The sequence below is a fragment of the Streptomyces sp. NPDC001902 genome (genome assembly GCF_042891295.1).
Classification (GTDB): domain Bacteria; phylum Actinomycetota; class Actinomycetes; order Streptomycetales; family Streptomycetaceae; genus Actinacidiphila.
The window spans coordinates 137307-163583 of the sequence record NZ_JBIATA010000013.1 but is presented as its reverse complement, the minus strand read 5'-3'; the positions used below and the strand labels follow the sequence as shown (position 1 = coordinate 163583).

General features: G+C 73.7%; 22 protein-coding genes. 8 read left to right on the top strand and 14 right to left on the bottom strand.

Annotated elements, in window-relative coordinates; translation table 11 throughout:
- Positions 1 to 55 precede the first annotated feature (55 nt).
- A complete protein-coding gene (locus ACFYYN_RS22215; protein WP_500547211.1) occupies positions 56 to 1219 on the top strand; it encodes a lactate 2-monooxygenase in 1164 nt (387 codons plus the stop codon).
- Between the two features lie 7 nt (positions 1220 to 1226).
- On the opposite strand, the gene ACFYYN_RS22210 is transcribed toward ACFYYN_RS22215, so the two are convergent.
- Complete coding sequence (locus ACFYYN_RS22210; protein ID WP_499510480.1) at positions 1227 to 1946, bottom strand: class I SAM-dependent methyltransferase; 720 nt, start codon at positions 1944 to 1946, stop codon at positions 1227 to 1229.
- Positions 1947 to 2079: 133 nt separating this feature from the next.
- On the opposite strand from ACFYYN_RS22210, the gene ACFYYN_RS22205 reads away from it, so the two are divergent.
- Positions 2080 to 2502, top strand: a complete 423-nt coding sequence (locus ACFYYN_RS22205) for a VOC family protein (protein ID WP_500547210.1) — start codon at positions 2080 to 2082, stop codon at positions 2500 to 2502.
- Here ACFYYN_RS22205 and ACFYYN_RS22200 read toward each other — a convergent pair.
- Positions 2477 to 4390 carry a PAS domain S-box protein gene (locus tag ACFYYN_RS22200; RefSeq protein WP_500325087.1) on the bottom strand — a complete coding sequence of 638 codons (1914 nt, stop codon included), beginning with the start codon at positions 4388 to 4390 and terminating at the stop codon, positions 2477 to 2479. The genes ACFYYN_RS22205 and ACFYYN_RS22200 overlap by 26 nt on opposite strands.
- 236 nt (positions 4391 to 4626) lie before the next feature.
- Here ACFYYN_RS22200 and ACFYYN_RS22195 point away from each other — a divergent pair, with 236 nt between their 5' ends.
- On the top strand, positions 4627 to 7041 hold the full coding sequence (locus ACFYYN_RS22195) for a phosphoketolase family protein (RefSeq protein WP_500547275.1): 2415 nt from the start codon (positions 4627 to 4629) through the stop codon (positions 7039 to 7041).
- 33 nt (positions 7042 to 7074) lie between these two features.
- Here the strand turns inward: ACFYYN_RS22195 and ACFYYN_RS22190 are convergent, their stop codons facing one another.
- From ACFYYN_RS22190 to ACFYYN_RS22155, 8 genes are read right to left on the bottom strand one after another with little or no spacing between them, the layout of a single operon-like run.
- Positions 7075 to 7947 carry a DMT family protein gene (locus tag ACFYYN_RS22190; RefSeq protein WP_500547209.1) on the bottom strand — a complete coding sequence of 291 codons (873 nt, stop codon included), beginning with the start codon at positions 7945 to 7947 and terminating at the stop codon, positions 7075 to 7077.
- Between the two features lie 49 nt (positions 7948 to 7996).
- Positions 7997 to 9874, bottom strand: coding sequence for a complex I subunit 5 family protein (locus ACFYYN_RS22185; protein ID WP_500547208.1), 1878 nt, complete (start codon positions 9872 to 9874; stop codon positions 7997 to 7999).
- A gap of 11 nt (positions 9875 to 9885) precedes the next feature.
- The gene (locus tag ACFYYN_RS22180) at positions 9886 to 10230 is read right to left on the bottom strand and encodes a sodium:proton antiporter (RefSeq protein ID WP_500325081.1); all 345 of its coding nucleotides are present in this window, start codon (positions 10228 to 10230) and stop codon (positions 9886 to 9888) included.
- On the bottom strand, positions 10227 to 10955 hold the full coding sequence (locus ACFYYN_RS22175; RefSeq protein WP_500547207.1) for an MnhB domain-containing protein: 729 nt from the start codon (positions 10953 to 10955) through the stop codon (positions 10227 to 10229). The genes ACFYYN_RS22180 and ACFYYN_RS22175 overlap by 4 nt, the downstream gene beginning before the upstream one ends.
- Complete coding sequence (locus ACFYYN_RS22170; protein WP_500325078.1) at positions 10952 to 11224, bottom strand: Na(+)/H(+) antiporter subunit B; 273 nt, start codon at positions 11222 to 11224, stop codon at positions 10952 to 10954. The genes ACFYYN_RS22175 and ACFYYN_RS22170 overlap by 4 nt, the downstream gene beginning before the upstream one ends.
- Positions 11221 to 11523 carry a monovalent cation/H(+) antiporter subunit G gene (locus tag ACFYYN_RS22165; protein WP_500547206.1) on the bottom strand — a complete coding sequence of 101 codons (303 nt, stop codon included), beginning with the start codon at positions 11521 to 11523 and terminating at the stop codon, positions 11221 to 11223. The genes ACFYYN_RS22170 and ACFYYN_RS22165 overlap by 4 nt, the downstream gene beginning before the upstream one ends.
- A complete protein-coding gene (locus ACFYYN_RS22160) occupies positions 11520 to 11798 on the bottom strand; it encodes an MrpF/PhaF family protein (RefSeq protein ID WP_500547205.1) in 279 nt (92 codons plus the stop codon). Before ACFYYN_RS22160 ends, ACFYYN_RS22165 begins: the two co-directional genes overlap by 4 nt.
- Positions 11795 to 12259, bottom strand: a complete 465-nt coding sequence (locus ACFYYN_RS22155; protein ID WP_500547204.1) for a Na+/H+ antiporter subunit E — start codon at positions 12257 to 12259, stop codon at positions 11795 to 11797. The genes ACFYYN_RS22160 and ACFYYN_RS22155 overlap by 4 nt, the downstream gene beginning before the upstream one ends.
- Positions 12260 to 12494: 235 nt before the next feature.
- Between ACFYYN_RS22155 and ACFYYN_RS22150 the strand changes: the two genes are divergently transcribed.
- Positions 12495 to 13247, top strand: coding sequence for a DUF4097 family beta strand repeat-containing protein (locus tag ACFYYN_RS22150; protein ID WP_500547203.1), 753 nt, complete (start codon positions 12495 to 12497; stop codon positions 13245 to 13247).
- 58 nt (positions 13248 to 13305) lie between these two features.
- Here the strand turns inward: ACFYYN_RS22150 and ACFYYN_RS22145 are convergent, their stop codons facing one another.
- From ACFYYN_RS22145 to ACFYYN_RS22130, 4 genes are all read right to left on the bottom strand, one after another.
- Positions 13306 to 14145, bottom strand: a complete 840-nt coding sequence (locus tag ACFYYN_RS22145; RefSeq protein ID WP_500436653.1) for a carbohydrate ABC transporter permease — start codon at positions 14143 to 14145, stop codon at positions 13306 to 13308.
- On the bottom strand, positions 14142 to 15026 hold the full coding sequence (locus ACFYYN_RS22140) for a carbohydrate ABC transporter permease (RefSeq protein WP_500325250.1): 885 nt from the start codon (positions 15024 to 15026) through the stop codon (positions 14142 to 14144). The genes ACFYYN_RS22145 and ACFYYN_RS22140 overlap by 4 nt, the downstream gene beginning before the upstream one ends.
- 145 nt (positions 15027 to 15171) lie before the next feature.
- Positions 15172 to 16446 (bottom strand): extracellular solute-binding protein, encoded by a 1275-nt coding sequence (locus tag ACFYYN_RS22135; protein ID WP_500547202.1) that lies wholly within the window; start codon positions 16444 to 16446, stop codon positions 15172 to 15174.
- 9 nt (positions 16447 to 16455) lie between these two features.
- A complete protein-coding gene (locus ACFYYN_RS22130) occupies positions 16456 to 17508 on the bottom strand; it encodes a carbohydrate kinase family protein (RefSeq protein ID WP_500547201.1) in 1053 nt (350 codons plus the stop codon).
- A gap of 195 nt (positions 17509 to 17703) precedes the next feature.
- Between ACFYYN_RS22130 and ACFYYN_RS22125 the strand changes: the two genes are divergently transcribed.
- The 4 genes from ACFYYN_RS22125 to ACFYYN_RS22110 all read left to right on the top strand — a co-directional run bounded on the left by ACFYYN_RS22125 (position 17704) and on the right by ACFYYN_RS22110 (position 26215).
- Positions 17704 to 18456: a DeoR/GlpR family DNA-binding transcription regulator gene (locus ACFYYN_RS22125; RefSeq protein ID WP_500547200.1), complete on the top strand. Its 753-nt coding sequence runs from the start codon at positions 17704 to 17706 to the stop codon at positions 18454 to 18456.
- On the top strand, positions 18453 to 19796 hold the full coding sequence (locus tag ACFYYN_RS22120) for a 6-phospho-beta-glucosidase (RefSeq protein ID WP_500547199.1): 1344 nt from the start codon (positions 18453 to 18455) through the stop codon (positions 19794 to 19796). The genes ACFYYN_RS22125 and ACFYYN_RS22120 overlap by 4 nt, the downstream gene beginning before the upstream one ends.
- 14 nt (positions 19797 to 19810) lie before the next feature.
- A complete protein-coding gene (locus ACFYYN_RS22115; protein WP_500547198.1) occupies positions 19811 to 22930 on the top strand; it encodes an alpha-mannosidase in 3120 nt (1039 codons plus the stop codon).
- A 288-nt stretch (positions 22931 to 23218) separates the two neighbouring features.
- Positions 23219 to 26215 carry a glycoside hydrolase family 2 TIM barrel-domain containing protein gene (locus tag ACFYYN_RS22110; RefSeq protein ID WP_500547197.1) on the top strand — a complete coding sequence of 999 codons (2997 nt, stop codon included), beginning with the start codon at positions 23219 to 23221 and terminating at the stop codon, positions 26213 to 26215.
- The last annotated feature ends 62 nt before the right edge of the window (positions 26216 to 26277 follow it).

The following is a 26277-nucleotide window of genomic DNA, read 5'->3' as shown; positions in this document are numbered from 1 at the left end:
GCGGCGGTCCGGTCCTGACACAGTCCTGCTCTCGGCACCGAGAGACGGGACAGGGATGGGCGACCGGGCGGACCACCAGTACGAGATCTACCTCAACGGGCTCGCGGGCGTGCTGCCCGCGCTCCCCACCGACCTGACGCGGCTGGAGGAACTGGCCGCCGAGCGCCTGGCGCCCGGCCCCTTCGGCTACGTCGCCGGCAGCGCGGGCAGCGGACGCACGGAACGTGCCAACCGGGAGGCCCTGGACCGGCTGCGGATCGTGCCGCGCATGCTGCGCGACGTGTCCGTGCGCGACCTGACGGTGGAGGTCCTCGGCCGCACGCTGAGCGCCCCGCTCGCGCTGGGCCCGGTCGGCGTGCTGTCGATCGTGCACCCCGACGCCGAGCGCGCGGCCGCCCGTGCCGCCGCCGCGCAAGGGGTGCCCTTCGTGCTCTCCTCGGCGTCCAGCACGCCCATGGAGGAGGTCGCCGAGGCGATGGGCGACGCGGAACGCTGGTTCCAGCTGTACTGGGCCAAGGACCGCGAGGTCACGCGGAGCTTCCTGGGCCGTGCCAGGGCCGCCGGCTACACCGCGCTGCTGGTCACCCTCGACACCCCGTTGCTCGCCTGGCGCCCCCGCGACCTGGACCAGGCGTACCTGCCCTTCCTCAAGGGCATCGGCACCGCCAACTACTTCACCGACCCGGCCTTCCTCGCGGGCCTCGCCAAGCCCGTCGAGGAGGACCTGAACGCGGCCGTCCTGCACTTCGTCGGCATGTTCGCCGACCCCGGCAAGACCTGGCCCGACCTCGCCTTCCTGCGCGAGAACTGGGACGGGCCCATCGTCCTCAAGGGCGTGCAGCACCCCGACGACGCCCGTCTGGCCGCCGACGCCGGCATGGACGGCGTCGTCGTCTCCAACCACGGCGGCCGCCAGGTGGGCGGCGCGATCGGCGCCGCCGAGACCCTGCCCGGCGTGGCCCGTGCCGTCGGCGACCGCCTCGCCGTCCTCTTCGACAGCGGCATCCGCACCGGCGACGACGTCCTCAAGGCGCTCGCCCTCGGTGCCGACGCCGTCCTCGTCGGCCGCCCCTACGCCTACGGCCTCGGCCTCGACGGCCAGGCGGGCGTCGAGCACGTCATCCGCTGCCTGCTCGCCGAGTTCGACCTCACCCTCGCCCTGTCGGGCCACTCCCGTCCGGGGGACCTGGGTCCGCAGGCGCTCTCCCCGGGATCGTGACCGGGCGTCAGGCGGGGGCGCCGGCCGGCTTGCGGACGCGGAAGGCGAACTGCCCGCAGTAGGTGAGCTTGCGGAGGTTCGCCAGGGCGGCGCCGCGCTTCGTCCGCTGCGCCCAGGTGTCGATCTCGGCGTTCAGGGGCGACGCCTCGTCCCAGTACCGGCCGTACTCGGGCGGCCGGCCGTGATACGAGCGCATGATGAGGGTGACCCCGTCCAGGGAGGGCCGGATCTCCTCCAGGGCGAGCCCGGCCTCCTCGACCAGCACCCGGAAACCGTAGGGCGTGTAGTTCCAGAGGCTGAAGGAGTGGTACGGCTCGAACTGCGAGGTGCTGCCGATGAAGACCGCGCCCGGCCGCAGCACGCGGCCGATCTCGGCCAGCAGCTCCCGCGGACGGGAGACGTGCTCGAACACCTGGTGCGAGTAGATCAGCGGGACGGCGCCGGTGCGGAAGGGCAGCCGGACGCCGTCGTAGTGGACGACCGGGTCCCCGCCGGCGGTGCGCTGCCGCGCCTCGGGGGAGTCGCCGATGTCGACGCCCACCCAGCGCACCTTCGGGTTGTGCCGGCGGAAGCGCGCGGCCGAGGTGCCGCGGCCGCAGCCGAGGTCCACTACCTGGTCCGGTGCCTGGGCGGAGGTCATGGCCTCGTCGAGGTAGAAGCGCGACGTGACCTGGCGGGCGTGGTCGTCGGGGATGCAGTCGCGCATGAGCTCCCACAGGGTTGCCATGGACCCGATGCTACGGACGGCCCGCGGGCCGGGACCAGCGGCGCGCGGCCGGGGCGGTGCCCGCACCGCCGTCCGGGCCCCGTCCCGCGCCATGCGGACCGGAACTGACCGCAAGGCAGGCGAGCATGACGGCATGACGACGACGTTCCGTGGCCTGGCCACCATCCGCTACCCCGCACAGGACCTCGCGGCCGCCAAGGCGTGGTACACCGAACTGCTGGGCATCGAGCCCTACTTCGACACCCCGGACTACATCGAGTTCCGCCTCGGCGACCACAGCCAGGAGCTGGGAGTCTCCCGCACGCCCTCCGCGCCCGCGGGCGTCGTCGCCTACTGGCACGTCGACGACCTCGAGGCGGTCTGGGAGCGCCTGATCGCCCTGGGCGCCCGCCCGCACGAGGCACCGCGCGACCACGGCCACGGCTTCGTCGCCGGCGCGGCCCTCGATCCCTTCGGCAACCTGCTCGGCGTGATGTACAACCCTCACTTCGTGGAGACGGCCGAGCCGACCGGAGGCGCCGGCCGCAGCGTCACCGGTGCACCAGCAGGAGGGTGAACCAGACCGTCTTGCCGTCGCTGGACGGCCGGGTGCCCCAGCCCGTGGCCAGGGCCTCCACCAGCAGCAGACCGCGCCCCGACTCGTCGCCGAGTTCGGCCGGACGGCGCTGCGGGATGTGCGTGCTGTGGTCGGTGACCTCGACGGTGATCTCCCGGTCGGTACGGTGCAGCCGCAGCCGCAACGGCCCCTGGGCGTGCCGCACGGCGTTGGTGAGGACCTCCGAGGCCAGCAGGCAGGCGGCGTCCGCGATCTCCTCGCAGCCCCACTGCGCCAGGGTCTCGCGGACGAAGCCGCGCCCCTCGGCGACCGCCGAGGGGACGGCCGTCACCTCCATGGTGGTCGCGGCGAGCGGAGCCTCGGGCAGCCGGGCGAGCAGCAGGGTGACGTCGTCGGCGTGGCCGTCGGCGTCGGGGCGGAGCGAGGCGAGCACCATGTCGGCGGCCTCCTCCAGCCCAGGGGAGCGGGCGAAGGCGGTGCGCAGTTCCGTGCCGAGCCGGCGCAGCTGTGCGTCGATGTCGGAGCGCGGCGTCTCGACCAGCCCGTCGGTGTACAGCACGAGCGTCGACCCGGCGGGGACGGGCAGGCACACCTGCTGGTGCGGCACGTCGCCGACGCCGAGCGGCACGCTGATCGGCGCGGGCAGCTCGCGCACGGCGGCCCCGGGGCCGGGATCCACCAGCAGCACCGGCAGATGGCCCGCCGAGCAGACCGTCACCTCGCCCGCGTCCGGGTCCACCACCAGGTAGCAGCAGGTGACGAGCTGGTCGGGCAGGTCGGTGACGAAGGCGTCGAGCGCCTGCATCAACTGCCGCGGGGGTATCCCGGTCTTGGCCAGCGCGCGGGCCGCCGAACGCAACTGCCCCATCACCGCGGCGGCCTCCAGGCCACGCCCCATCACATCGCCGATGAGCACGCCCACCTGACCGCCGCCCAGCGGGATGAGGTCGAACCAGTCACCGCCGACGCCCGCGCCCTGGGTGGCGGGGAAGTAGCGGCTGGCGGTGCGCATGCCGGGCGGCTCGGCCGGTGACCCCATGAGGCTGCGCTGCAGGGTCAGCGCGATGTGCCGCTGCTGCCGGTACAGCTCCGTCAGCTCCTCCTCGGCACGCTTGAGGTCGGCGATGTCGCGCACGATGGAGCAGGCGCCCACGATGGCCCCGTCGCGGTCGCGGATCGGCCAGAGGGTCACGTCCACGTCCAGCAGCCGCCCGGTGCTCGTCACCCGCAGCGTCTCGAAGTGCTCCACCCGCTCGCCCCGGCCGAGCCGCTGCAGCAGGGTCGCGATCTCCTCCTTCAGGTGCGCAGGGGCCAGCATGGACACGTGCCGGCCGATGGCCTCCTCCGCCGCGTAGCCGTACAGCCGCTGTGCCGCGGCGTTCCAGTAGGTGATGCGGCCGTCGAGGGTCTTGGCGAGGATCGCGTCCTGGGACGACTCGACGAGCACCGCCAGCTCGTTGATGCGCTCCTCGGCGGCCTTGCGCTCGCTGACGTCGCGCACCGCCGCGGAGATCAGCAGGCCGTCGGCGGTCTGCAGCGGACTCAGGCTGATCTCGACGGGGAACTCCCGGCCGTCCTTGCGCAGCCCGTACAGCTCCAGCCCGGCGCCCATCGGCCGTACCTGCTGGTTGTCCGCGTAGCCGTGCCGGTAGGCGGGGTGGTGGCCGCGGAAGCGATCGGGGACCAGCACCTCGACGGGACGGCCCAGCAGTTCCTGCCGGGTGTGGCCGAACAGGGACTCGGTCTGGGCGTTGACCAGTCTGATGACACCGGTGCCGTCCACGATGACCATCGCGTCCGGGGCCGCCTCCAGCAGCGCGCGGAACATCTCCTCGGCGGCCGGGTCGCCGACCGCCGGGGCCGGCATGTCGGTCCTGGTCTCGTGCATCGTGGTCCCCCTGTCCATCCGGGCGTCCGTTCGGGGCCGATTCCGGGACCGTAGGGCCTGGCGGCGGGCCGTGCCGGGGATGCGCCGAAACCGGTCCGGTTCGCCCGAATCCGCTCAATCCGCGATCTTCCCTGCCCCCTCCTGCGGCACGCGCACTCCAGATCACGGCCCGTGTCGGACATCCCGTCGGCGTCCGGACCACCGCAAGAGGCCCCATCCGGCCCTAGCGGACCGTCATCGGGAGTGCCGAACCTGGGAAGGAGAGGTCTCCCGTACCCGACGTTTCGGAGGAAGCCATGCACGACGAGGAGCTCCGTGCCCTCGACGCCCATTGGCGCGCCGCGAACTACCTGGCCGTCGGCCAGATCTACCTGATGGGCAATCCGCTCCTGGCCGAACCGCTCCGCCCCGAACACGTGAAACCACGGCTGCTCGGCCACTGGGGCACCTCGCCCGGCCTGAACCTCGTGTACACCCACCTCAACCGGGTGATCAAGGCCCGCGGGCAGCGGGAGCTCGCCGTCTGGGGCCCGGGGCACGGCGGCCCGGCCGTCCTGGCGAACGCGTGGCTGGAGGGTACGTATTCGCAGACCTACCCGGACGTCCCCCGTGACGCCGCGGGCATGGACCGGCTGTTCCGGCAGTTCTCCTTCCCCGGGGGCGTGCCGAGCCACGTCGCGCCGGAGACCCCCGGCTCGATCCACGAGGGCGGTGAGCTGGGCTACTCGCTCTCGCACGCCTACGGTGCCGCCTTCGACCACCCCGAACTCGTCGTCACCTGCGTCATCGGCGACGGCGAGGCCGAGACGGGGCCGCTCGCCGCGTCCTGGCACTCCAACAAGTTCCTCGACCCCGTCCACGACGGCGCCGTCCTGCCCGTGCTGCACCTGAACGGCTACAAGATCGCCAACCCGACCGTGCTGGCCCGCATCCCGGAGGGCGAGCTCGACGAACTGCTGCGCGGCTACGGACACGAGCCGCTGCACGTCACCGGAGACGACCCGATGGCCGTCCACGCCGCGATGGCCGAGGCGATGGACACCGCCCTGGACCGCATCGCGCAGATCCAGGCCGCCGCCCGCGAGGGCGGGGAGAGCGGGCGCCCGCGCTGGCCCGTGATCGTGCTGCGCACGCCCAAGGGGTGGACCGGCCCGGCCGAGGTCGACGGCCTGCCCGTGGAGGGCACGTGGCGCGCTCACCAGGTGCCGATGGCCGCGGTCCGCGACAACCCCCAGCACCTGCGGCAGCTCGAGCAGTGGATGCGCTCGTACCGCCCGCAGGAGCTGTTCGACGAGCACGGCGCGCCCACCGCCCAGGTGCTGGCCTGCGTCCCCGAGGGCGACCTGCGGCTCGGCGCCACCCCGTACGCCAACGGCGGGCTGCTGCTGCGCGACCTGCCCGTGCCGCCCCTGGAGCGGTTCGCCGTCGAGGTCGACAAGCCGGGCGTGACCCTGCACGAGCCCACGCGGGTCCTCGGCGACCTGCTGGAACGCGTCATGGCCGACACCGCCGAGCGCCGCGACTTCCGGCTCGTCGGCCCCGACGAGACCGCCTCCAACCGGCTCCAGGCGGTCTACGAGGCCAGCGGCAAGGCCTGGCAGGCCGAGGTCCTCCCCGTCGACGAACACCTGGACCGGCACGGCCGCGTCATGGAGATCCTGTCCGAGCACACCTGCCAGGGCTGGCTGGAGGGCTACCTCCTCACCGGCAGGCACGGGCTGTTCTCCTGCTACGAGGCCTTCGTCCACATCGTCGACTCGATGGTGAACCAGCACGTCAAGTGGCTGCGCACCACGCGGGCGCTGCCCTGGCGCCGCCCCATCGCCTCCCTGAACTACCTGCTGACCTCGCACGTGTGGCGGCAGGACCACAACGGCTTCTCCCACCAGGACCCCGGCTTCATCGACCACATCCTCAACAAGGCGCCCGAGGTCGTGCGGGTCTACCTGCCGCCGGACGCCAACACCCTGCTGTCGACCGCCGAGCACGTGCTGCACAGCCGCGACTACGTCAACGTGGTCGTCGCCGGCAAGCAGCCCTGCTTCGACTGGCTCGACCTCGACGCCGCCCGCGCCCACTGCGCCCGCGGCGCCGGGGTCTGGCAGTGGGCGGGCACCGAGGACGGCACCCGTGAACCGGACGTCGTCCTCGCCTGCGCGGGGGACGTCCCCACCCAGGAGGTGCTGGCCGCCGCCTCGCTGATCCGCCGTCACCTGCCCGAGCTGGCCGTACGGGTGGTCAACGTGGTCGACCTCGCGCGGCTGGTGCCCAAGGACGAGCATCCGCACGGCATGGCGGACCCGGAGTACGACGCGCTCTTCACCCGCGACAAGCCGGTGATCTTCGCCTACCACGGCTACCCGTGGCTCATCCACCGGCTCGCCTACCGCCGCACCGGCCACGCCCACCTGCACGTGCGCGGCTACAAGGAGATCGGCACCACGACCACGCCCTTCGACATGGTCGTCCGCAACGACCTCGACCGCTTCCGGCTGGTCATGGACGTCATCGACCGCGTGCCGGGGCTCGCGGTGCGGGCCGCGCCGGTACGCCAGCTGATGGAGGACGCCCGGCTGCGGCACCACGCGTGGATCCGCGAGCACGGCGTGGACCTGCCCGAGGTCACCGACTGGACCTGGCCGGGGCGGTGAGCGGCTGACCGGCAGGCGACCGTCAGCCGTCCTTCACGGCGCGCCGCCCGCGGCCGACGCGGGCGGCGCCTCCTGCTCCGCCTCCCCGAACCGTGCCAGGGCCAGTGCCCCCGCGATCGAGAGCACGAAGCCGAGCACGGCGAGCGGGGCCCGGTCGTGCCGCGTGGAGTCCCCCAGCCACACCACCCCGAACAGCGCGGGCCACAGGGACTCGGTGATGACCATCGCCGCCGTCGCGGCGGTCACCGAGCCCGCCTGGAGGGCGTCCACGAGGAAGACGAAGCCGGTGATCCCCGAGATGACGACGGCGTACGTCGCCGGGTCCGCGAGCAGTTCGCCCACTTCGAACCCGATCAGCATCCGCACCGCGACCGCCACGACGCCGAAGCCGAGCCCCGCCACGGCGCCGAGCACCGCCGCCCTGCTCCGCGTCGCACGGCGGTCCACGATCCGGCCGGCGACCGCCAGCACGACCGCCGTGACGAGGATCGCCAGCCGCAGCCGCAGGTCCCCCTCGCCCCCGCCGTCCCGGCCCGCGGAGACCGCCAGCACCGCGAGCCCGACGCACACCGCGCCGACCGCCGTCCATTCCGCCGCACGCAACCGCACCTTCAGCAGCACCGCCGCCACGACCGCGGTGACCGCGAGGGAGGACGCCAGCGCCGCCTCGACCACGAACAGCGCCAGGGACCGCAGCGCGACCAGCTCCGCCGCGAAGCCCAGTGCGTCCATCCCGACACCCGCGACGAACGGCCAGCACCGCAGTGCCGCCAGCAGCGTCCGCGCGCCCGAGCACGGCGCCCCGGGCGAGCCCGCGGCGGCCCGGCGCGCGCCCATGGCCTGTATCACCGTCGCCGTCCCCATCAGGACGGCGGCACACAGAGCGAAGGCGATACCCGGTCCCATGCACGGACCGTAACGGCCGGAGGCGGGCGGCCGGTGCGACCGCCACGCGTCATCCCCCGCCTGCCTGCGCGCCGAAGGCGACGAGCAGCACGGCGACGCCGACCGTCAGCCAGGCGACGGAGTCCCCGGGCAGCCCCGAGTGCAGCCGGCGCAGCGGCACCACGGCCGTCCGGGTCACCGCGCCGGCGGCGGTACGGGTACGCCGTGCGAGGGCGCCGGAGGCACCGGGGCCCCACACGGCGGCCGCGGCCAGGGCCGCGGCGGCAGCCGAGGAGAGCAGGCCCAGCAGCACGCCCTCCGGCGTCCACCCGGCCGCGGGCGGCACGTGCGCAGGACCGGCCGCCCGCGACGGGCCGAGCGTCGCGGCGGCGTACCCCGCGTGGTCGGTGAAGACCGTGGCGGAACGGGCGAGGGAGGCGCCCACGGCGGGGACCGTGCCGACCGCCAGGCAGCCGAGCAGCAGCAGCGCCGGGACGGTGACCATCATCACCGGCAGCACACGGCGCGGCCCGCGGATCTCGGGCTCCTCGCCCTCCCCACTGGTCTCCGGCTCCCAGGGGTGGGACGCAGGACGGGGACCTGCGCCGTGGAAGACCCGCAGCGCGGCGCGCAGTACGGCGCCGCCGGTCACCGCGGAGGCCACGAGGTACGCGGCGGGCAGCCACCCCAGCCAGTGCGCCGCGGCGTCCTCCGCCAGCGCCTTGCCCAGCCCGGTGCCGAAGGGCGGCAGCCCCGCGAGCACCAGTCCGGCCAGCAGGAACAGCGCGCCGGGCAGCACCAGTTCCCGGGCCCTGCCGTGCAGCCCGTGCTCGTCGACCGAGCCGTACCGGTCCAGTAGCACCCCGGTCAGGCCGAACAGGGCGGCCTTGGCCCCGGCGTGCCCCGCGACGTACACGGCGGTGCCCGCGGTGCCCAGCGGCGTGAGCGTGGCCACGCCCACCAGGAACAGCCCCACGTGCGAGATGGTGGAGAAGGCCAGCAGACGTTTCAGGTGCCGCTGTTGCCAGCACATCACCGCCCCCACCAGAGCGGTCAGCACCCCGAACGCCGTCAGGGTGTCCCGCAGCGCCTGCGGCGGGATGCCCCCGGGACCGGAGAAGACCGCCCAGTAGACGCGCGTGACCCCGTAGACGCCCAGCTCGACCATCACCCCCGACAGCAGCATGCACACCGGCGTCGGGGCGACGGCGTGCGCGTCGGGCAACCACAGGTGGAAGGGGACCGTCGCGGCCTTTACCAGCAGCCCCGTCACGACCAGCACGAAGCCGCACACCACGACGGCGTCCGGCCCGCCGTGCCGCGCCAGTTCACGTCCGATCGCGGCGAAGCCCAGCTCGCCGGTGCGCGCGTACAGCAGGCCGATGCCCATCAGGGAGGCGTACGCGCCCAGCGAGTTGACCAGGCCGAAGGTCAGCGCGCCCTGCAGCGGGCGGGGATCCTCGATGCGGTACCCGGTGAGGGCGTACGCGACCACGCCCATCAGCTCGAAGAAGACGAAGGCGTCGAAGAGGTCGCCGGTCAGGGCGAAGCCGCACATGCCCGCCTCGAAGAGCAGCAGAAGGGCGGGGAAGTTCCCCGCGTGGTCGCCGCCCGGCTCTGCGTAGTAGCGCCACGAGTAGACCACCACCGCCAGCACCAGCACCGCGGCGAGCAGCGCCATCCCGCCGCCGACCCGGTCCGCGGCCAGGACGACGCCGACGCCGTGGCCGCTCGGGGCCTGCGGCCGCCAGCCGCCGAGCCACGCCACGGACAGCCCGTCGCCCGCGCCCGCCCACAGCGCCGCCACGACCACGACCTCCGTCGCCGCGCAGACCGTGGCCAGCACGTCGCAGCCCAGCCTCGGCAGCCATCTGCCGCACACGGCCAGCAGCACCGCGCCGAGCAGCGGAACGGCGACGGCCAGCGGCAGCAGGGCGTCCGGCCCCACGGTCGGTGCCCTCAGCCCTTCAGTCCGGTCAGCGACTCCGGGTCCAGGGTGCCGTGCCGCTTGCGCAGCTGGATGACCAGGCTGAGCAGCAGCGCGGTCACCACCGCCCCCACCACGACGTCGGTCAGGGTCATCGCCTGCACGACCGGGTCGACGACCGGGGTGCGCACGGAGGTGTCGGAGTAGACGGGGGCGGTGCCGCCGCGCCGGTAGCCGACGGCCAGCAGCAGCACGTACGTCCCCGACTGGGTGACGCTCAGGCAGCCCACGGCCTGGATCAGGTCACGGCTGGTCACCAGCCCGTACATCCCGGCCAGGAAGACCCAGCCGGCCACGAGGTAGGGCAGCACGCTCACTTGTCGGTCACCTCCACGGCCTGGTCGAGGAAGGCGGCGAGCAGGACGACGACGCCCGATCCCACCTCCACCCCGACGGCGGCGTTGATCAGCGGTACGAGCCCGCCGGAGGCCAGGTCGCGGAAGGTCCCCAGCGGCAGCGTGTTGGCCAGGTAGGCGCCGGCCACCGCGAGCCCCACCAGGCCCAGCGCCGTGAACGCGGCCGCCGCGAGGGCGTCCGTCACCTCCAGGACGGCCAGCGGGCGCACCCGGCCCAGCACCCGGTAGTCGGCGGCCACGTACGCCAGGTGCAGGCCCGCGGCCAGCACCACGCCGCCCTGGAAGCCGCCGCCGGGGCTCAGCTGGCCGTGCGCGACGACGTACCAGCCGGTCAGCAGCGTCACCGGCAGCAGCAGCGCGCCGAACAGCCGGGTGGCCGGCAGCACGGACAGCGGCGCCGGGCCGACCTTGCGCTCGTCACGGGCCGGCCGCAGCAGCACGGTGGCCCCCAGGACCGCCGCGAACAGCACGGACTCCTCGCCGAGGGTGTCGAAGGCCCGCTGGTCGAAGTTGACCGAGGAGACCACGTTCGCGGTGTGCCGGGTCAGCGCCGCGGCGACCGCCCGGTCGCCATAGGGGTGGACGTCACCGCCGAACGGCGGCAGTCCGGTGCAGGCGAGCGCCCAGCCCGCGAACAGCACCGCCGCGGCGACGGCGAACAGCCGGATCCGCGTGCCGCGCCTCACCGGCCCTCCCGCCCGGTCCGCTTGGCCGCGGGCCGCCGGACCCGGCGGACGGTGAGGAGGATCAGCAGCGGCGTCAGCACCGAGCCGACGGCCAGCTGCGACAGCGCCACGTCCGGTGCCTGGAACACGGTGAACAGCAGCGCGAACGCCAGGCCCAGGAAGGCCAGCACGACCGACTGCCGGACCGGGTCGCGGGTCAGCACGGCCGCCGTGGCCGTCACCGCCACCAGCAGCAGCGCGATCACCACCAGCACATCGGTGCCCGTCACGCGGCGGGCTCCCTTCGCTCGTCCATGCGTACGGTCAGCCGCCCGAGCGCCATCGTGGTCACCGTGCCGCCGGCTGCCAGCAGCACGCCGATGAACAGCAGTTTCAGCGCGGCGCGCCCCGGCCCCGTCTCCACCGCCAGGGCCAGTGCCACCAGCGGGGCGCCCAGCGCGCCCGCGGGGGACAGGGCGTGCAGCCGGCGGTAGGGGCCGGGCAGCAGGACCAGCGCCGCCGCGGACAGCAGGAGCACGGCGCAGCCCGTGACCAGCAGCGCCAGGGCGAGCAGATGGCGGACCGTCATGTCGCGGCACCGCCGCCCTCGTGCGGTTCCCCGGCCAGGAACCGGGTGAACACCAGCGTCCCGACCGGCCCCAGTACGGCCAGTACCAGTGCGAGATCGCCGTACGAAGTGCGCCCGAAGCCCTCGGCCAGCAGCAGGAGCACCACCGCCACCAGCGTCGTCGCCAGGCTCCCCCCGGCCAGCCGGGCGTGCGCCGCCCCGCGCAGCACCAGCCAGGCGCACGGGCCCAGCCCGGCGCTCATGAGCACCCCGGCCGCGATCAGCCACGCGTTCACCGCCGCACCTCCTCGGCGCCCAGCGCCCGCTCCATCGCCGACGCGCCGCCACCCAACCGGTGCACCGTGACGGCGCGTTCGCCGTTGTCGTCGACGTCCACCACGACGGTGCCCGGGGTGGCGGACAGCATCGCCGTCGCCCATCCCGCCCCGACGCCCTCCGGCAGCCGCAGGGTGTGCAGGCCGCCGCGGTGCGCTCGCCCGCCGACGGCCGCCACGGCCAGTTGCCAGGTCTCCGAGAGCACCGCACCCGGCCAGGCGTGTACCGCACGCGCCACGTACCGGGGACCGCCCGGCGCCGCGCCCGCGGCCTTCCGCACGGTGTGCGCGGCGATGCCGGCCGGCAACGCGCCGGCCGCGCCGACGACGACCTCCAGTACCGTGACGGGCCCGATCAGCACCACGTACAGGGCGAGCAGCACGAGCAGCCACCCCGTCACCTCGGCCGCCGTGCGCCCCATCCTGCCCTCCCGGATCCGTCCGCCCCGTCCGCCAGGTCTACCGGCCGCGGCGCACCCGGCCCGCCCCGCGCGCCGCCCGCAAGGCCGCTGCCACCCGTTCGCCGCACCGCGGTCGAAGCGCGTGTACCCGCGTCCCGGCGGGCCACTCACCCCATCGGAGGATCGGGAATGCCGCCTTTGCAGGGATATGCTCCGCGTGGGGCGATGGTTGGCGACGTGCAAGGAGAAGGCAGTGGTGAAGAGTTGGCACGCGGTGGCGGTCGTCCTGGCCCTTGCGGCGGCGGGGTTCCTGGTGTCCTGCGACGCGGGCGGCGACGGGGCACCCGGTGCCGACGTCACCGGCCCCGCCGTGCCCTCGGGGGGAGGGTCACCCGGCGGCGTGACCGGCGGGTCCTCCCCGCACTCCTACGAGATCTCCGGCGCGAAGGCGCTCGACGTGCGCAATGAGAACGGCTCCGTGCGGATCACCGTGGGGAGCGGGCCGATGTCGGTGACCGAGACCCTGGAGTACGGCGCCGTGAAGCCGGCCACCCGTCATCGGGTCGAGGGCGGCACCTTGCGGCTGGTCGGCTCCGGGTGCGGGAACAGCCGGCCGTGCAAGGTCGACTACGTCGTCAGGGTGCCCCCCGCGACGCCCGTCACCGTCAGGGTGGACAACGGGGAGGTCGAGGCGGACGGCGTCACCGGAGCGGTCGACCTCGGCACGGGCAACGGCGGCGTCACCGGCAGCGCGCTCGGCGCTCGCCGGGCGTCCCTGACGAGCGGGAACGGCACGGTCGAGGCGACCTTCGCCGTCGCACCGCAGGAGGTCACCGCCACCGCCGGGAACGGCATGGTCACCGTCACCGTGCCGCCCGGAACCGCCTACGACGTGCGGGCCCGGACCGGCGTCGGCATGAGGCAGGTGAGCGTGCCGACCGATCCGTCATCGTCCCGCAGGATCACCGCCACCACCGAGAACGGCATGGTCACGGTGCAGACGGGCTGACCGCCCGCCCGGGGCCGCCCCGGGGCGCCGGGCGGCGCGCCCCGGGACCGGTGACGGGTCAGCCGCGGACGGCCCCCTCGGTCGCGCCCGCGATGAAGCCCCGGGCGAAGAGCGCGAAGACCAGCACCAGGGGTGCGGAGGCGATGAGCACGGCGGCCATCACGACGCTGTAGTCCGTGGAGCGGCCGACGTTGAGCTGGGCCAGGGCGACCTGGAGCGTGATGTGCTCGGGGTTGACCAGGGCGATCAGCGGCCAGACGTAGTCGTTCCAGGCGTTGACGAAGGCGTAGATGCCGAGGAACGCCAGCGCCGGGCGGATCATCGGCAGCACCACGTGCCAGTACTGGCGCAGGAAGCCGCAGCCGTCCATGCGGGCGGCGTCGAGGAGTTCGTCGGGGACGCCCCCGCTGACGTACTGGCGCAGCCAGAAGATGCCGAAGGCGTTGGCCAGCGCGGGCGGGATGAGCGCCTTGAGCGTGCCGAGCCAGCCCAGGTGCATCATGATCAGGTACTGCGGGATGATCGCCAGCTGCAGCGGCAGCATCATGAAGACGAGCAGCACCCCGAAGAGCCACCTGCGCCCGGGGAAGTCGAACTTGGCGAAGGCGAAGGCCGCGATCGAGTCGACGAGGAGCACGAGCACGGTCGAGACGCAGGCGACCGCCAGCGTGTTGAGCATCGAGCCGAAGAAGTCGATGCTGTCGAGCACCGTACGGACGTTGTCCAGCAGGTGCGGGCCGAAGGAGACCTTGGGCGGCGTGCGGTAGATGTCGCGGGTGGTGTTGGTCGCCATGACGATCGTCCAGTAGAACGGGAAGACCGAGACGAGGACCGCGACGATCAGCACGAGGTGCGCGGTGAGCCCCTTGGGGCGCAGCGACCGTGCGGTGCGCGTCATGACTTCCTCCCGCGCTGGACGAGGCGCCAGTTGACGACGACGAGCACGAGGATGAGCACGAAGAACGCCCAGACGATGGCGGCCCCGTAGCCGAAGTCGTTGTTGGAGAACGCCGATTGGTAGAAGTAGAGCAAGGTGGTCAGACCCGCCTGGCCGGGGCCGCCGAGATTGGCGTTGGCCGCGTTGCTCCCGAACAGGACCTGCGGCTCGGTGAAGCTCTGCAGGCCGTTGACGGTCGAGATGACGACCGTGAACAGGATGACCGGGCGCAGGATCGGGATCGTGATGCGCAGGAAGGTCCGCACCGGCCCGGCCCCGTCGATCCGTGCCGCCTCGTAGACCTCGCCGGGGATGGCCTGCATCCCCGCCAGGTAGATGATCATGTTGTACCCGGTCCACTGCCAGGTCATCAGCAGCGCGATGACCAGCTTGATGGTCCACGGATTGCTCATCCACTGGACCTCGGGCAGGCCGGCCATGTGCAGGATCGCGTTGACCAGGCCGAAGTTGTTGCTGAAGACCGCCCCGAAGAAGATCGCGATGGCGACGATCGAGGTGACGTTCGGCAGGAAGAGCGCGATCCGGTAGAAGGACTTGAAGCGCCGCACGGAGTTGAGCAGCGTGGCAAGCACCAGCGCCCCGAGGAGCGTCGGCACCGTCGACAGCACCCAGATGGCCAGGGTGTTGCGGATCGACAGCCAGAAGACCGGGTCGTCCATCAGGAAGCGGAACTGCTGCAACCCGACGAACTGCATCTCGCCGATGCCGTCCCAGCGGTGGAAGGCCAGGTAGAGCGAGTAGAACACCGGCCAGAGCATGAAGACGCCGAAGACCAGGTAGAACGGCGAGATCGCCAGGTACTGCGGCCAGAAGGACAGCACACCGCGCCGGGCGGCCCGCGCCGCCGGCTGCGGCAGGTGGTGCGCGGGCGCGGAGCGGCGCGGACGCAGGCGCGGCCGCCCCGGGCCGCCGCCGGTGGCGTCCACCGCGACGGAGCCGGGGCCGGTGGTCGGAGGCGCTGCCATGTCAGCGCACGCCCTGCCGCTGCGCGATCTGCTTGGCCTGGGCCACGGCGTCCTTCCAGGCGTCGTCCGCCTTCTTGCCCTTGGTCTCGACGTTGGTCAGCTCGGTCTTGTACGTCGCCATCAGGGCCGCGTCCGCCGGGGCCTCGTACGCCTCCGGGATCGCCTTGGCGGCCGGCCCGAAGACGTCGATGGTCTTCTGGCCGCCGAAGTACGGATCGCCGGCGGTCATCTGCGGCATCGCGTACGCCGCGGGGGCGGCCGGGAAGATCGCGGCGTCGGCGAAGCCGCGGGCGTCGTTGGCGGGGCTCAGCAGCCAGCTCACGACCTTGAAGGCCTGCTCGGGGTTGCGGCACTGGCGGGGCAGCGCCAGGAACGAGCCGCCGAGGTTGGACGGGCCGCCCGGCATCGGGGCCACGCGCCACTTGCCCTTGGAGTCGGGCGCGGCGGAGGAGATGTCCAGGGCGTGCCAGGCGGCGCCGAGTTCGGTCGCGAGCGTGCCCTTGGCGATGGCCGCGTTCCAGCTGTTGTCGTTGATCTTGGCGTCGAGCCCGAGCCCGTACGGCCGCACGGCCAGGTCCCAGGCGGCACGGATGTGGTCCTGGTCGCCGACGAAGTGGTTGCCGGTGTCGATGAAGCGCTGCGTGCCCTGGCCGACGGCGATGTCGAAGACCGCGCTCGCGCTGTTGATCAGCGACGCCGACGGCACCGCCTTGTGCAGCTCCCGGCCCGCGGCCAGCCAGTCGTCCCAGGTCTTGATCTGCGCCGCGACCTGCTCCGGCTCGGAGGGCAGCCCGGCCTGCTCGAAGAAGTCCGCGCGGTAGAACATCGCGGTGGGGCCGATGTCGATCGGGAAGCCGATCTGCCGGCCGTCCTCGCTGCGCGCCAGCTTGGTCTTCCACTCCAGGTACTGCGGGGCCACGTCCTTGAAGCCCAGGTCGTTGAGGTCCAGGAAGCGGTTGGCGTTGGGCAGGAAGGAGGCCATGTCCTCGCCCTTGATGCCGGTGATGTCGGGCACGGACTGGCCGCCGGTCAGCGTCGTGAGCAGCTTCTGCTTGAAGTCGCCGCCGATCTGCGCGGACTTCAGGGTCACTTCGGTGAAGTGCGCCTCGGCGTCCTTGACAACCTTGTCACTCAGCCCGCCGCCCCAGTACCAGAGCGTGAGGTTCTTGCCGTTCCTGGTGCCGCCCGCTCCGCCGCCACCGCACGCGGCGGTGAGGCCGGCGGCCGCGGCGGTGAGCACGGTCGCCTGCAGGAATCGTCTGCGGGAAAGGTCCACGGGGTTCTCCTACTGCTCGGGCTGATCGGCGTGGTGCGGGCCGGCGGCGGTCGTCGCGGCGGCCGGCACGGTGTGGTCGAGGAAGGCGTACGCGGAGCGCAGGTCGTCGTTGCCGGGGGAGTCGCGCACGGACCGCCACCAGCGGGCGACGGCGGCCATGTCCGGTGCGGCGGCGGCGCCACCGATCCGCCGCACGGACAGCGCGGCGACGAGGTTGGCGAAGCGCAGCCGGTCGGCGAGCGGGCGGCCCGCCAGGGTGGCGGCGACCAGCCCGGCCCCGAAGACGTCGCCGGCGCCGGTGGTGTCGACGGCGTCCACCGGCAGACCGGCCACCGACACGCTCTCGCCCGTCGTGGAGTCCACCGCCAGCGCGCCCCCGGCGCCGTCGGTGACCACGGCGAGCGGCACCAGGTCGGCCAGCCGGGACAACGCCGCCCGCGGGGTGCCGGTGCGGGTGTAGGCCATCGCCTCCTCGGCGTTGGGCATGAAGGCGTGGCACAGGGCGAGCTGTTCCAGCACCGCCGGGCTCCAGCGCTCCGAGGGGTCCCAGCCGACGTCGGCGAAGACCAGGGTGCCCGCCGCGTGCGCGCGCCCCACCCACTCCAGCGGCTCGGCGCCGATGTGGGCGATCGCGGCCCGGCTCGCCGGCGGTTCGCCGATCATCGCGTCCGGGCCGAGCGGCGGCTCCTGGCCGTGGGTGACCAGCGCCCGGTCGCCGTCGTACGCGAGCGAGACGGTCACCGGGGTCGGCCACCCGGCGAAGCGGCGCGAGCGGGAGAGGTCGACGCCCTCGGTGACGGACAGCTCGTGCCACAGGTGCGTGCCGAGCAGGTCCTCACCGAACGCCGCGGACAGCGACGTGCGCAGCCCCAGCCTGCTCAGCGCGACCGCGAAGTTGGCGATCCCGCCGGGGGACGTGCCCATGCCCTTGGTCCACACCTCGGCGCCCGGGGTGGGAGCCGAGGGGAGCCCGGTGAAACCCAGGTCGAAGAAGAGCAGCCCTGACAGGAAGACATCGGCTGCCTCCTCCCGGGTGCTGCCGGCGTGCGTCGACCGCGGCATTGCGACCTACCTCTCCAGGGGCACCGGCGCGGGGCGCCCGGTGCTTCGTGTCCCCCCGGTCCAGGCCCGGACAGGGGGACGCCCCGGCCTGAAGTAGGCAAGAGCTTGCATGCTGTGCAGTGGTTTGACAAGGGTCAATCACAAACCTGCTCGACTTTGATTGACTTTGCAGAGAGCCCGGGTAGGGTTCGTGCCATGCTCCCCGACCGACGACATGAGCTGATCCTCCGTGCGCTGCGGGCGGACGGCCCCACCTCGGTAACCGTGCTGGCCGAGCGGATCGGCGCCAGCCAGGCCACGATCCGCCGCGACCTCATCCAGCTCGAGGACGAGGGCCTGCTGAAGCGGGTCTACGGCGGCGCGGTCCCGCTGACCGGCGAGGACGAACCGTTCCCGGACGTCGCCGCCGTCCGCGTCGAGGCCAAGGACGCCATCGCCGTCCGGTGCGCCGAGATCATCAAGGACGGCGAGACCGTGCTGCTGGACATCGGGACCACCGCACTGCGGGTCGCCCGGCACCTGCGCGGCCGCTCGCTCACGGTGATCACCAGCAACCTCGCGGTCTACGAGGAGCTGCAGGACGAGAAGGACGTCCAGCTGGTGCTGCTCGGCGGGGTCGTGCGCCGCGAGTACCGCTCCCTGGTCGGCTTCCTCACCGAGGACAACCTGCGCCAGGTCCGGGCCGACCGGCTGGTCCTGGGCACCAGCGGCATCCGCCCCAACGGGCAGATACTGGACACGACCGCCGTGGAGGTGCCCGTCAAAAGGGCCATGATCGCGGCGAGCGACCAGGTGGTGCTCGCGGCGGACGCCGGGAAGTTCCCCGGCACCGGCATGGCCCGCGTGTGCGGGCCCGAGGACATCGACGTCGTGGTGACCAACGCCCCGGCGGACGCGACGACCCGGACCTCGCTGCGCGAGGCGGGGGTGGAGGTGGTCGAGGTATGAGGCTCACGATTCTCGGTGGTGGCGGCTTCCGCGTCCCGCTGGTCTACCGCGCCCTGCTGGAGGACCGTGCGGCGGGCCGCGTCACCCACGTGACCCTGCACGACCTGGACCCCGGACGCCTGGACGCCATCGTCCGGGTGCTGCGGCAGCAGGCGCAGGGACACCCCGACGCGCCCGGGGTCACCGTCACCACCGACCTCGACGAGGCCGTCACCGGCGCCGACTTCGTCTTCTCCGCGATCCGCGTCGGCGGTCTCGCCGGACGCGTCGTCGACGAGCGCGTCGCCCTCGACGAGGGCGTCCTCGGCCAGGAGACGGTCGGACCCGGCGGCATCGCGTACGGGCTGCGCACCATCCCCGTCGCCGTCGACATCGCCCGCCGCATCGCGCGGCTCGCGCCCGACGCCTGGGTCATCAACTTCACCAACCCCGCCGGCATGGTCACCGAGGCCATGTCCCACCACCTCGGCGACCGCGTCATCGGCATCTGCGACTCGCCCGTCGGCCTCGGCAGGAGGGTGGCGCGCGCCCTGGGCGTCGACGCCGGCCGCGCCTGGTTCGACTACGCGGGCCTGAACCACCTCGGCTGGCTGCGGGCGGTGCGCGTGGACGGCGTCGACCTGCTCCCGCGGCTGCTGGCCGACGAGGCGGCGCTCACCTCCTTCGAGGAGGGCAAGCTCTTCGGCGCCGACTGGCTGCGCACCCTCGGCTCGGTGCCCAACGAGTACCTGAACTACTACTACTCCAACCGCGAGACCGTCGCCGCCGCGCGCGACGCCGAGCACACCCGCGGCGCCTTCCTCCTGGAGCAGCAGCAGCGCTTCTACGAGACGATGCGCGCCCCGGGCACAGAGCCCTTCGCGGCCTGGGACGCCACCCGCCTGGAGCGCGAGACCACCTACGGCGCCGACGTCCGGGAGGCCGCGGGAGCCGGCGAACGCGACTCGTGCGACCTGGAGTCCGGCGGCTACGAGAAGGTCGCCCTCGCCCTGATGCGTGCCATCGCCCTCGACGAGCGCACCACGCTCATCCTCAACGTCCGCAACCGCCGCGCCCTGGAGCCGCTCGACGCCGAGGCCGTCGTCGAGGTGCCCTGCCACGTGGACGCCAACGGCGCCCGCCCGATCGTCGGCGATCCGCTGCCGGGCCACGCCGTCGGCCTGGTCACCTCCGTCAAGGCCGTCGAGCGCGACGTCATCCGGGCCGCCACCACCGGCGAGCGCGCCGCCGCCCTGCGCGCCTTCGCGCTCCACCCGCTCGTCGACTCCGTCGCCGTCGGCCGGCGTCTGCTCGACGGCTACCGCAAGCACGTACCCGACCTCGCCTACCTCCGGGACTGAGGGGACCAGCACCCATGCACGACGACCGCAAGCAGGTCGAGGCGCGCCTCGACCGCGTCCTCGAACAGCGCATCCGCCCCGCGGTGTACGCCGGGTCGGTGCCGCTGACGCTCACCGCGTGGCACGTGGACGGCGAACCGGTGCCGGTGGGCGAGGCGCTGGCCGCCGAGTACGTCCCCTTCGCGACCGGCGACCGCTGGGGCACCCCCTGGTCGACCAGCTGGATACGCGCCCGGGGCACCGTCCCCGCGGAATGGGCCGGCCGGCGCGTCGAGGCCGTCTTCGACCTCGGCTTCATCGGCGACTGGCCCGGCGGCCAGGCCGAGGCCCTGGTCCACGACGCGTCCGGCACCCCGGTCAAGGGCATCGAGCCGCGCAACCAGTACGTGCCCGTCGCGAACCCCGCGGCCGGCGGCGAACTGGTGGAGCTGCTGCTGGAGGCCGCCGCCAACCCCGACATCCTGGCCAAGGGCTTCCTGCCGACCCCGCTCGGCGACCGGCTCACCGCGCCCGCGGAACCGCTGTACACGATGGCCCGCGCGGACCTCGCCGTGCTCGACGAGGACGTGTGGCACCTGGTCCTGGACATCGAGGTCGCGGGCGAGCTGATGCGTGAGCTGTCCACGGCCGAGCCGCGCCGCCACGAACTGCTGCGCGCCCTGGAGCGGATGCTCGACGCCCTCGACATCGCGGACGTCGCCGGCACCGCCGCCGCGGCCCGCGCGGAACTCGCCGGGGCGCTGTCCCGGCCCGCCCACGCCAGCGCCCACACGCTGTCCGCGGTCGGCCACGCCCACATCGACAGCGCGTGGCTGTGGCCGCTGCGCGAGACCAAGCGCAAGACCGCCCGCACCTTCTCCAACGTCACCGCGCTCGCCGCCGACTACCCGGAGCTGGTCTTCGCCTGCTCCCAGGCCCAGCAGTACGCCTGGGTCAAGGAGCGCAACCCCGAGGTGTACCGGCGCATGCAGGAGGCGGCGAAGGCCGGCAACTGGGTGCCGGTCGGCGGCATGTGGGTGGAGGCCGACGGCAACCTGCCGGGCGGCGAGGCGATGGCCCGCCAGCTGATCCACGGCAAGCGCTTCTTCGCCGAGGAGTTCGGCGTCGAGTGCCGGGGGGTGTGGCTGCCCGACTCCTTCGGCTACACCGGCGCCTACCCGCAGATCGCCCGGCTGGCCGGGATGGAGTGGTTCCTCACGCAGAAGATCTCGTGGAACCAGACGAACAAGATGCCGCACCACACCTTCTGGTGGGAGGGCATCGACGGCACCCGGATCTTCACGCACTTCCCGCCCGTCGACACCTACAACGCGGTGTTCTCCGGCGAGGAGATGGCCCACGCCGTGCGCAACTACGCGGACAAGGGCGGCGGCACGCGTTCCCTGGTCCCCTTCGGGCACGGCGACGGCGGGGGCGGCCCCACCCGCGAGATGCTGGAGAAGGCCCGGCGCCTGCGCGACCTGGAGGGCTCGGCCAAGGTCGTCGTCCAGGACCCGGACACCTTCTTCCGCGAGGCCCGGGCGGAGTACGAGGACGCCCCGGTGTGGTCCGGCGAGCTCTACCTGGAGCTGCACCGCGCCACGTACACCAGCCAGGCCCGCACCAAGTCCGGCAACCGGCGCGGCGAGCACCTGCTGCGCGAGGCCGAGCTGTGGGCCGCCACGGCCGCGCTGCGCGACCCTTCGTACGCGTACCCGTACGAGGACCTCGACCGGCTGTGGAAGACGGTCCTGCTCCACCAGTTCCACGACATCCTGCCCGGCTCCTCCATCGCCTGGGTGCACCGCGAGGCCGAGGCGACCTACGCCCGGCTGAAGGAGGAGCTGGAGGCGATCACCGCCGGCGCCGCCGCGGTGGTGGCCGGCGACCCCGGCACCGGGCCGTCGGCGCCGTGGGTGTTCAACACCTCACCGCGGGCCCGGGCGGAGGTCGTCGCGGTGCCGGCGGCGCCGGACGGAGCCGGAGGCCAGCCCCTCGCCGACGGCCGGGTGGCGGTCTTCGCCGAGCTGCCGGCCTCCGGGGCGGGGCCGGTCGTGGCGGGTGAGCCGGGCGGCAAGGTGACCGTCACCGGCCGTGTCCTGGACAACGGGCTGGTCCGCGTCGAACTCGACGACGACGGGCTGCTCACCTCGGTGTTCGACCTGACCGCGGGCCGCGAGGTGCTGGCCCCCGGCGCGCGCGGCAACCTGCTGCGGCTCCACACCGACCTGCCCAACCAGTGGGACGCCTGGGACATCGACCGGCACTACCGTCGCCAGTACACCGACCTGACGGCCGCCGACGCGATCACCGTCGTGGAGGAGGGCCCGCTCGTGGGCGCCATCCGCGTCGAGCGGTCCTTCGGGGACTCCCGCCTCGCGCAGACCGTACGACTGCGCGCGGGCAGCCCGCGGATCGACTTCGAGACGGAGATCGACTGGCACGAGAGCGAGAAGATCCTCAAGGCGGCCTTCCCGCTGGACGTGCACGCCGACCGGAGCGCCGCCGAGATCCAGTTCGGGCACGTCTTCCGGCCCACGCACACCAACACCAGTTGGGACGCGGCCCGTTTCGAGGTCTTCTGCCACCGCTGGGTGCACGTCGCCGAGCCCGGGTACGGCGTGGCCGTGCTCAACGACTCGACCTACGGCCACGATGTCGGCCGCACCTCCCGCGAGGACGGCGGCACCACCACGACGCTGCGGCTCAGCCTGGTCCGGGCGCCCCGCGTGCCCGACCCGCACGCCGACCAGGGCACGCACCGCATGACGTACGCGCTGCTGCCCGGCGCGGCCGTGGAGGACGCCGTGGCGGGCGGCTACGAACTCAACCTGCCGCTGCGCGTCACCGCCGGTGCCCCGGGCGGCGGGCCGGTCGCGCCCCTGGTGACCCTCGACGGCACGCGGGCCGCGATCGAGGCGGTCAAGCTCGCCGACGACCGGTCCGGCGACGTGGTCGTCCGGCTGTACGAGTCGCTCGGCGGGCGCGCCGCGACCACCCTGAGCGCCTCCTTCCCGGTGGAGCGGGTGCAGGTGACCGACCTGCTGGAACGCCCGCTGGAGGGGGAGAGCGCGCAGCTCGGGCCCGACGGAGGGATCCGGGTGTCCCTGCGGCCGTTCCAGATCCTCACCCTGCGACTCACGCCGCGCGCGTAGCCGCCCCACCACCCGGAACGGTCCGGCCACGCCACCGGCCACCCGCCCGACCGTTCCGGGCCGTCCGGGGCGCGCGCACCACGCCGCCCCGGACGACGTACCGCCCGGCCGTCACCCCGTGCCGTCGCAGCGGACCCCCGTCCTCCCCGGCGCCGATCGCGCCGCACCGCGGGCCCCGGCCCGCGGCCGCCGGGCCACCTCCGGCGACGCCGCCCCGGTCCTCGTCCCCACGCGGCCCGCCGTCACCGCGCCCCACCGCGAACCGACCGCTCCCGGGAGGGAACCCCCATGCAGGACCGCCGCCCCGCAAGCGCAGAGCCCGCCGTTCCGATCGACCCGTGGGACGCCCCCGAGCTGACCGGATGGCGCCGGCTGCCCATGCACGCCGTCGTCCGCCCCGACGCGCCCCGCGTAACGCTGGACGGGCGCTGGCGCTTCCAGCTGCTGCCCACCCCGCGCACCCCCCTCGCCGGCCGCTGGACGCAGACGGACGTGCCCGGCTGCTGGACCGTCCAGGACTTCGAGGACATCCACGGCGTGCGCGACCTGCCGCACTACACCAACGTGACGATGCCCTTCCCCGACCTGCCGCCCTCACCGCCGGCCGGACGCAACCCGACCGGGGTGTACGAGCGGGAGGCCGACGTGCCCGCCGACTGGGCGGGGCGGCGGGTGGTGCTCCACGTCGGGGCCGCCGAGAGCGTGCTGATCGCGCACGTCAACGGCACCGCCGTCGGGGTGGGCAAGGACTCCCACCTCGCCTCGGAGTTCGACGTCACGCACGCGGTGCGCCCCGGGGAGCGCAACACCGTGCGCCTGACGGTCGTCAAGTGGTCCGACGCGACCTTCCTGGAGGACCAGGACCAGTGGTGGCACGGCGGCATCACCCGCTCCGTCCACCTCTACGCCACCGACCCGCTCCACCTGGCGGACGTGGGGATCACGGCCGTGCCCGGCGGCACCCTCGACGTCGCGGTCCGGGTCCGCAGCGGGGAGGGCGCCCTCCCGGCGGGCTGGAGCGTGTCAGGACTGCTGTGCACCCCGGACGGCATCCTGCGGCTCCCCGCCGACGAGGCCTTCGCACGGGCCAACGTCGCGAGCGAGCGCGTCTCGGACTTCCTCGGCGAGGCCCGCATCCGGGCCACGGTGCCCGGTGTCCGGCCGTGGACCGCCGAGACGCCGCACCTGTACGACCTGACCGTGCGGCTGCACCGGGCGGACGGCAGCGTGGCCGACGAGTCGCGCCACCGCGTCGGGTTCCGTCGCGTGGAGATCTCCGGGGCCGACCTGCTGGTCAACGGCGTCCGGGTCTACTTCCGCGGGGTCAACCGGCACGACTTCCACCCCCTGACCGGGCGCGTGGTCGACGCCGGGGAGATGCGGGCCGACCTGTGCCTGCTGAAGCGGCACGGCTTCAACGCGGTGCGCACCGCGCACTACCCGCCCGACCCGGCCCTGCTCGCCCTCGCCGACGAACTCGGCCTGTACGTCGTGGACGAGGCCGACATCGAGACCCACGACCACGCCCACGAACTGGCCGACGACCCGCGCTACCTGGGGGCGTTCACCGACCGGGTGGCCCGGATGGTGCTGCGCGACCGCAACCACCCCAGTGTCGTCGTCTGGTCGCTGGGCAACGAGAGCGATCACGGCGCCCACCACGACGCCGCCGCGGCCTGGGTGCGGCGCACCGACCCGACCCGGCCCGTGCAGTACGAGGGCGCGATCAAGGACGCCTGGGAGGAGGCGCAGTCCGCGAGCGACATCATCTGCCCGATGTACGCCTCCATCGAGGAGATCACGGCCGGCCCGCACTCCAAGCCGCTCATCCTGTGCGAGTACTCGCACGCCATGGGCAACAGCAACGGCTCCCTGGCCGACTACTGGCGGGCCATCGAGTCCACCCCGGGCCTGCAGGGCGGCTTCGTCTGGGAGTTCCGGGACCACGGCATCCTCCAGCGGCTCACCGGGGAGGGGGCCGGCCGCCCGGCAGGGCCCGACGCCCCTGCCGACGCGTACGCCGACGGGGTGACCGCCCCCGGTTACCGCTGGGCGTACGGCGGCGACTTCGGCGACACGCCGCACGACGGGGCCTTCTGCGCCGACGGCCTGGTCCTGCCCGACCGGACGCCCAAGCCCGCGATGGCCGAGCACCGCGAGATCGCCGCCCCGCTGCGGCTGGAGCTCACCCCCGACCGCCGCGAGGCGCGGATCACCAACCGGCAGCACTTCGCGGACCTGGCGTGGCTGAGCGCGCGGTGGCACATCGGCGACTCCGGCACCGCCCCTGCCCGGCTCCCGGACCTCGCGCCCGGGGAGAGCGCGGTGGTGCCGCTGCCCACCAGCCTGCTGCCGCACGGCGACACGCACCTGACGCTGCGCGTCACGACGGCGCAGGACCTGCCGTGGGCGCCGCGCGGCACGTTCGTGTGCGCCCCGCAGATGGTGCTCGCCGAGGACCACCGGGACCTGCTCACCCGGGCGGGCGCCGTGCTCGCCGGTGACGGGGCCGGGGCCGTGGAGCTCGACGACGCCGGACTGCTCCGGCATCCGCTGCTCACCGCGCCGCCCGTGCTGACGCTGTGGCGGGCCCCCACCGACAACGACGAGTGGGGCGGCATCGCCGCTCGCTGGCGCGCCTGGGGTCTGCACGCCCTGGAACGCACCCTGGTGTCGGTCGGCAGGGAGGGCGCGAGCGTGGTGGTGCGCTCGGCGTACGCGACGGACGGCGCGGGCACCGTCGGCCACGAGCAGGTCCTCACGCCGCTGCCGAACGGAGGGCTGCTCGTCGACGAGACCGCGGTGCTGCCGGATGCGCTGGCCGACCTGCCGCGGGTCGGTACCGTCTTCGAGACGTTGGCGGGGCTCGACACCCTGGAATGGTTCGGGCGGGGCCCCGGTGAGACGTACCCCGACCGGTGCGCGGGTGCGACCGTGGGGGTCCACCGGTCGGACGTGGACGCGCTGTTCACGCCGTACCTGAGGCCGCAGGAGAGCGGCGGGCGGCACGACGTGCGGCGCTTCACCCTCACCGGGGCCGCGGCCGCGCCGGGGATCGCCGTCCACCTGGACGTGCCGCGCCAGGTGAGCGTCACGCGCTACCGCGCCGCGGACCTCACGGCCGCCGCCCACCACGACGAACTCGTGCCGCGCGCCGCGTGCGTGGTCCATCTGGACGCCGTCCACCGCGGGGTCGGCACCGCCTCCTGCGGCCCCGACACCCTGCCGGCGTACCGGGTGGGCCCGGGTACCCACCGCTGGTCCTGGACGCTGCAGCCGCTCTGACGGGCGGTCAACCTGCCGCGTGGAGAGGGGACTTCCGAATTGGTGCAGACCATTGACCCCAT

Excerpts from the sequence above, each read along its gene's own strand:
- ACFYYN_RS22145 (WP_500436653.1), bottom strand. The coding sequence starts at position 14,145 with ATGACGCGCACCGCACGGTCGCTGCGCCCCAAGGGGCTCACCGCGCAC.
- ACFYYN_RS22155 (WP_500547204.1), bottom strand. The coding sequence starts at position 12,259 with ATGGGGCGCACGGCGGCCGAGGTGACGGGGTGGCTGCTCGTGCTGCTC.
- ACFYYN_RS22125 (WP_500547200.1), top strand. The coding sequence starts at position 17,704 with ATGCTCCCCGACCGACGACATGAGCTGATCCTCCGTGCGCTGCGGGCG.
- ACFYYN_RS22190 (WP_500547209.1), bottom strand. The coding sequence starts at position 7,947 with ATGGGACCGGGTATCGCCTTCGCTCTGTGTGCCGCCGTCCTGATGGGG.
- ACFYYN_RS22200 (WP_500325087.1), bottom strand. The coding sequence starts at position 4,390 with ATGCACGAGACCAGGACCGACATGCCGGCCCCGGCGGTCGGCGACCCG.
- ACFYYN_RS22110 (WP_500547197.1), top strand. The coding sequence starts at position 23,219 with ATGCAGGACCGCCGCCCCGCAAGCGCAGAGCCCGCCGTTCCGATCGAC.
- ACFYYN_RS22130 (WP_500547201.1), bottom strand. The coding sequence starts at position 17,508 with ATGCCGCGGTCGACGCACGCCGGCAGCACCCGGGAGGAGGCAGCCGAT.
- ACFYYN_RS22215 (WP_500547211.1), top strand. The coding sequence starts at position 56 with ATGGGCGACCGGGCGGACCACCAGTACGAGATCTACCTCAACGGGCTC.
- ACFYYN_RS22210 (WP_499510480.1), bottom strand. The coding sequence starts at position 1,946 with ATGGCAACCCTGTGGGAGCTCATGCGCGACTGCATCCCCGACGACCAC.
- ACFYYN_RS22205 (WP_500547210.1), top strand. The coding sequence starts at position 2,080 with ATGACGACGACGTTCCGTGGCCTGGCCACCATCCGCTACCCCGCACAG.
- ACFYYN_RS22165 (WP_500547206.1), bottom strand. The coding sequence starts at position 11,523 with ATGACGGTCCGCCATCTGCTCGCCCTGGCGCTGCTGGTCACGGGCTGC.
- ACFYYN_RS22120 (WP_500547199.1), top strand. The coding sequence starts at position 18,453 with ATGAGGCTCACGATTCTCGGTGGTGGCGGCTTCCGCGTCCCGCTGGTC.
- ACFYYN_RS22115 (WP_500547198.1), top strand. The coding sequence starts at position 19,811 with ATGCACGACGACCGCAAGCAGGTCGAGGCGCGCCTCGACCGCGTCCTC.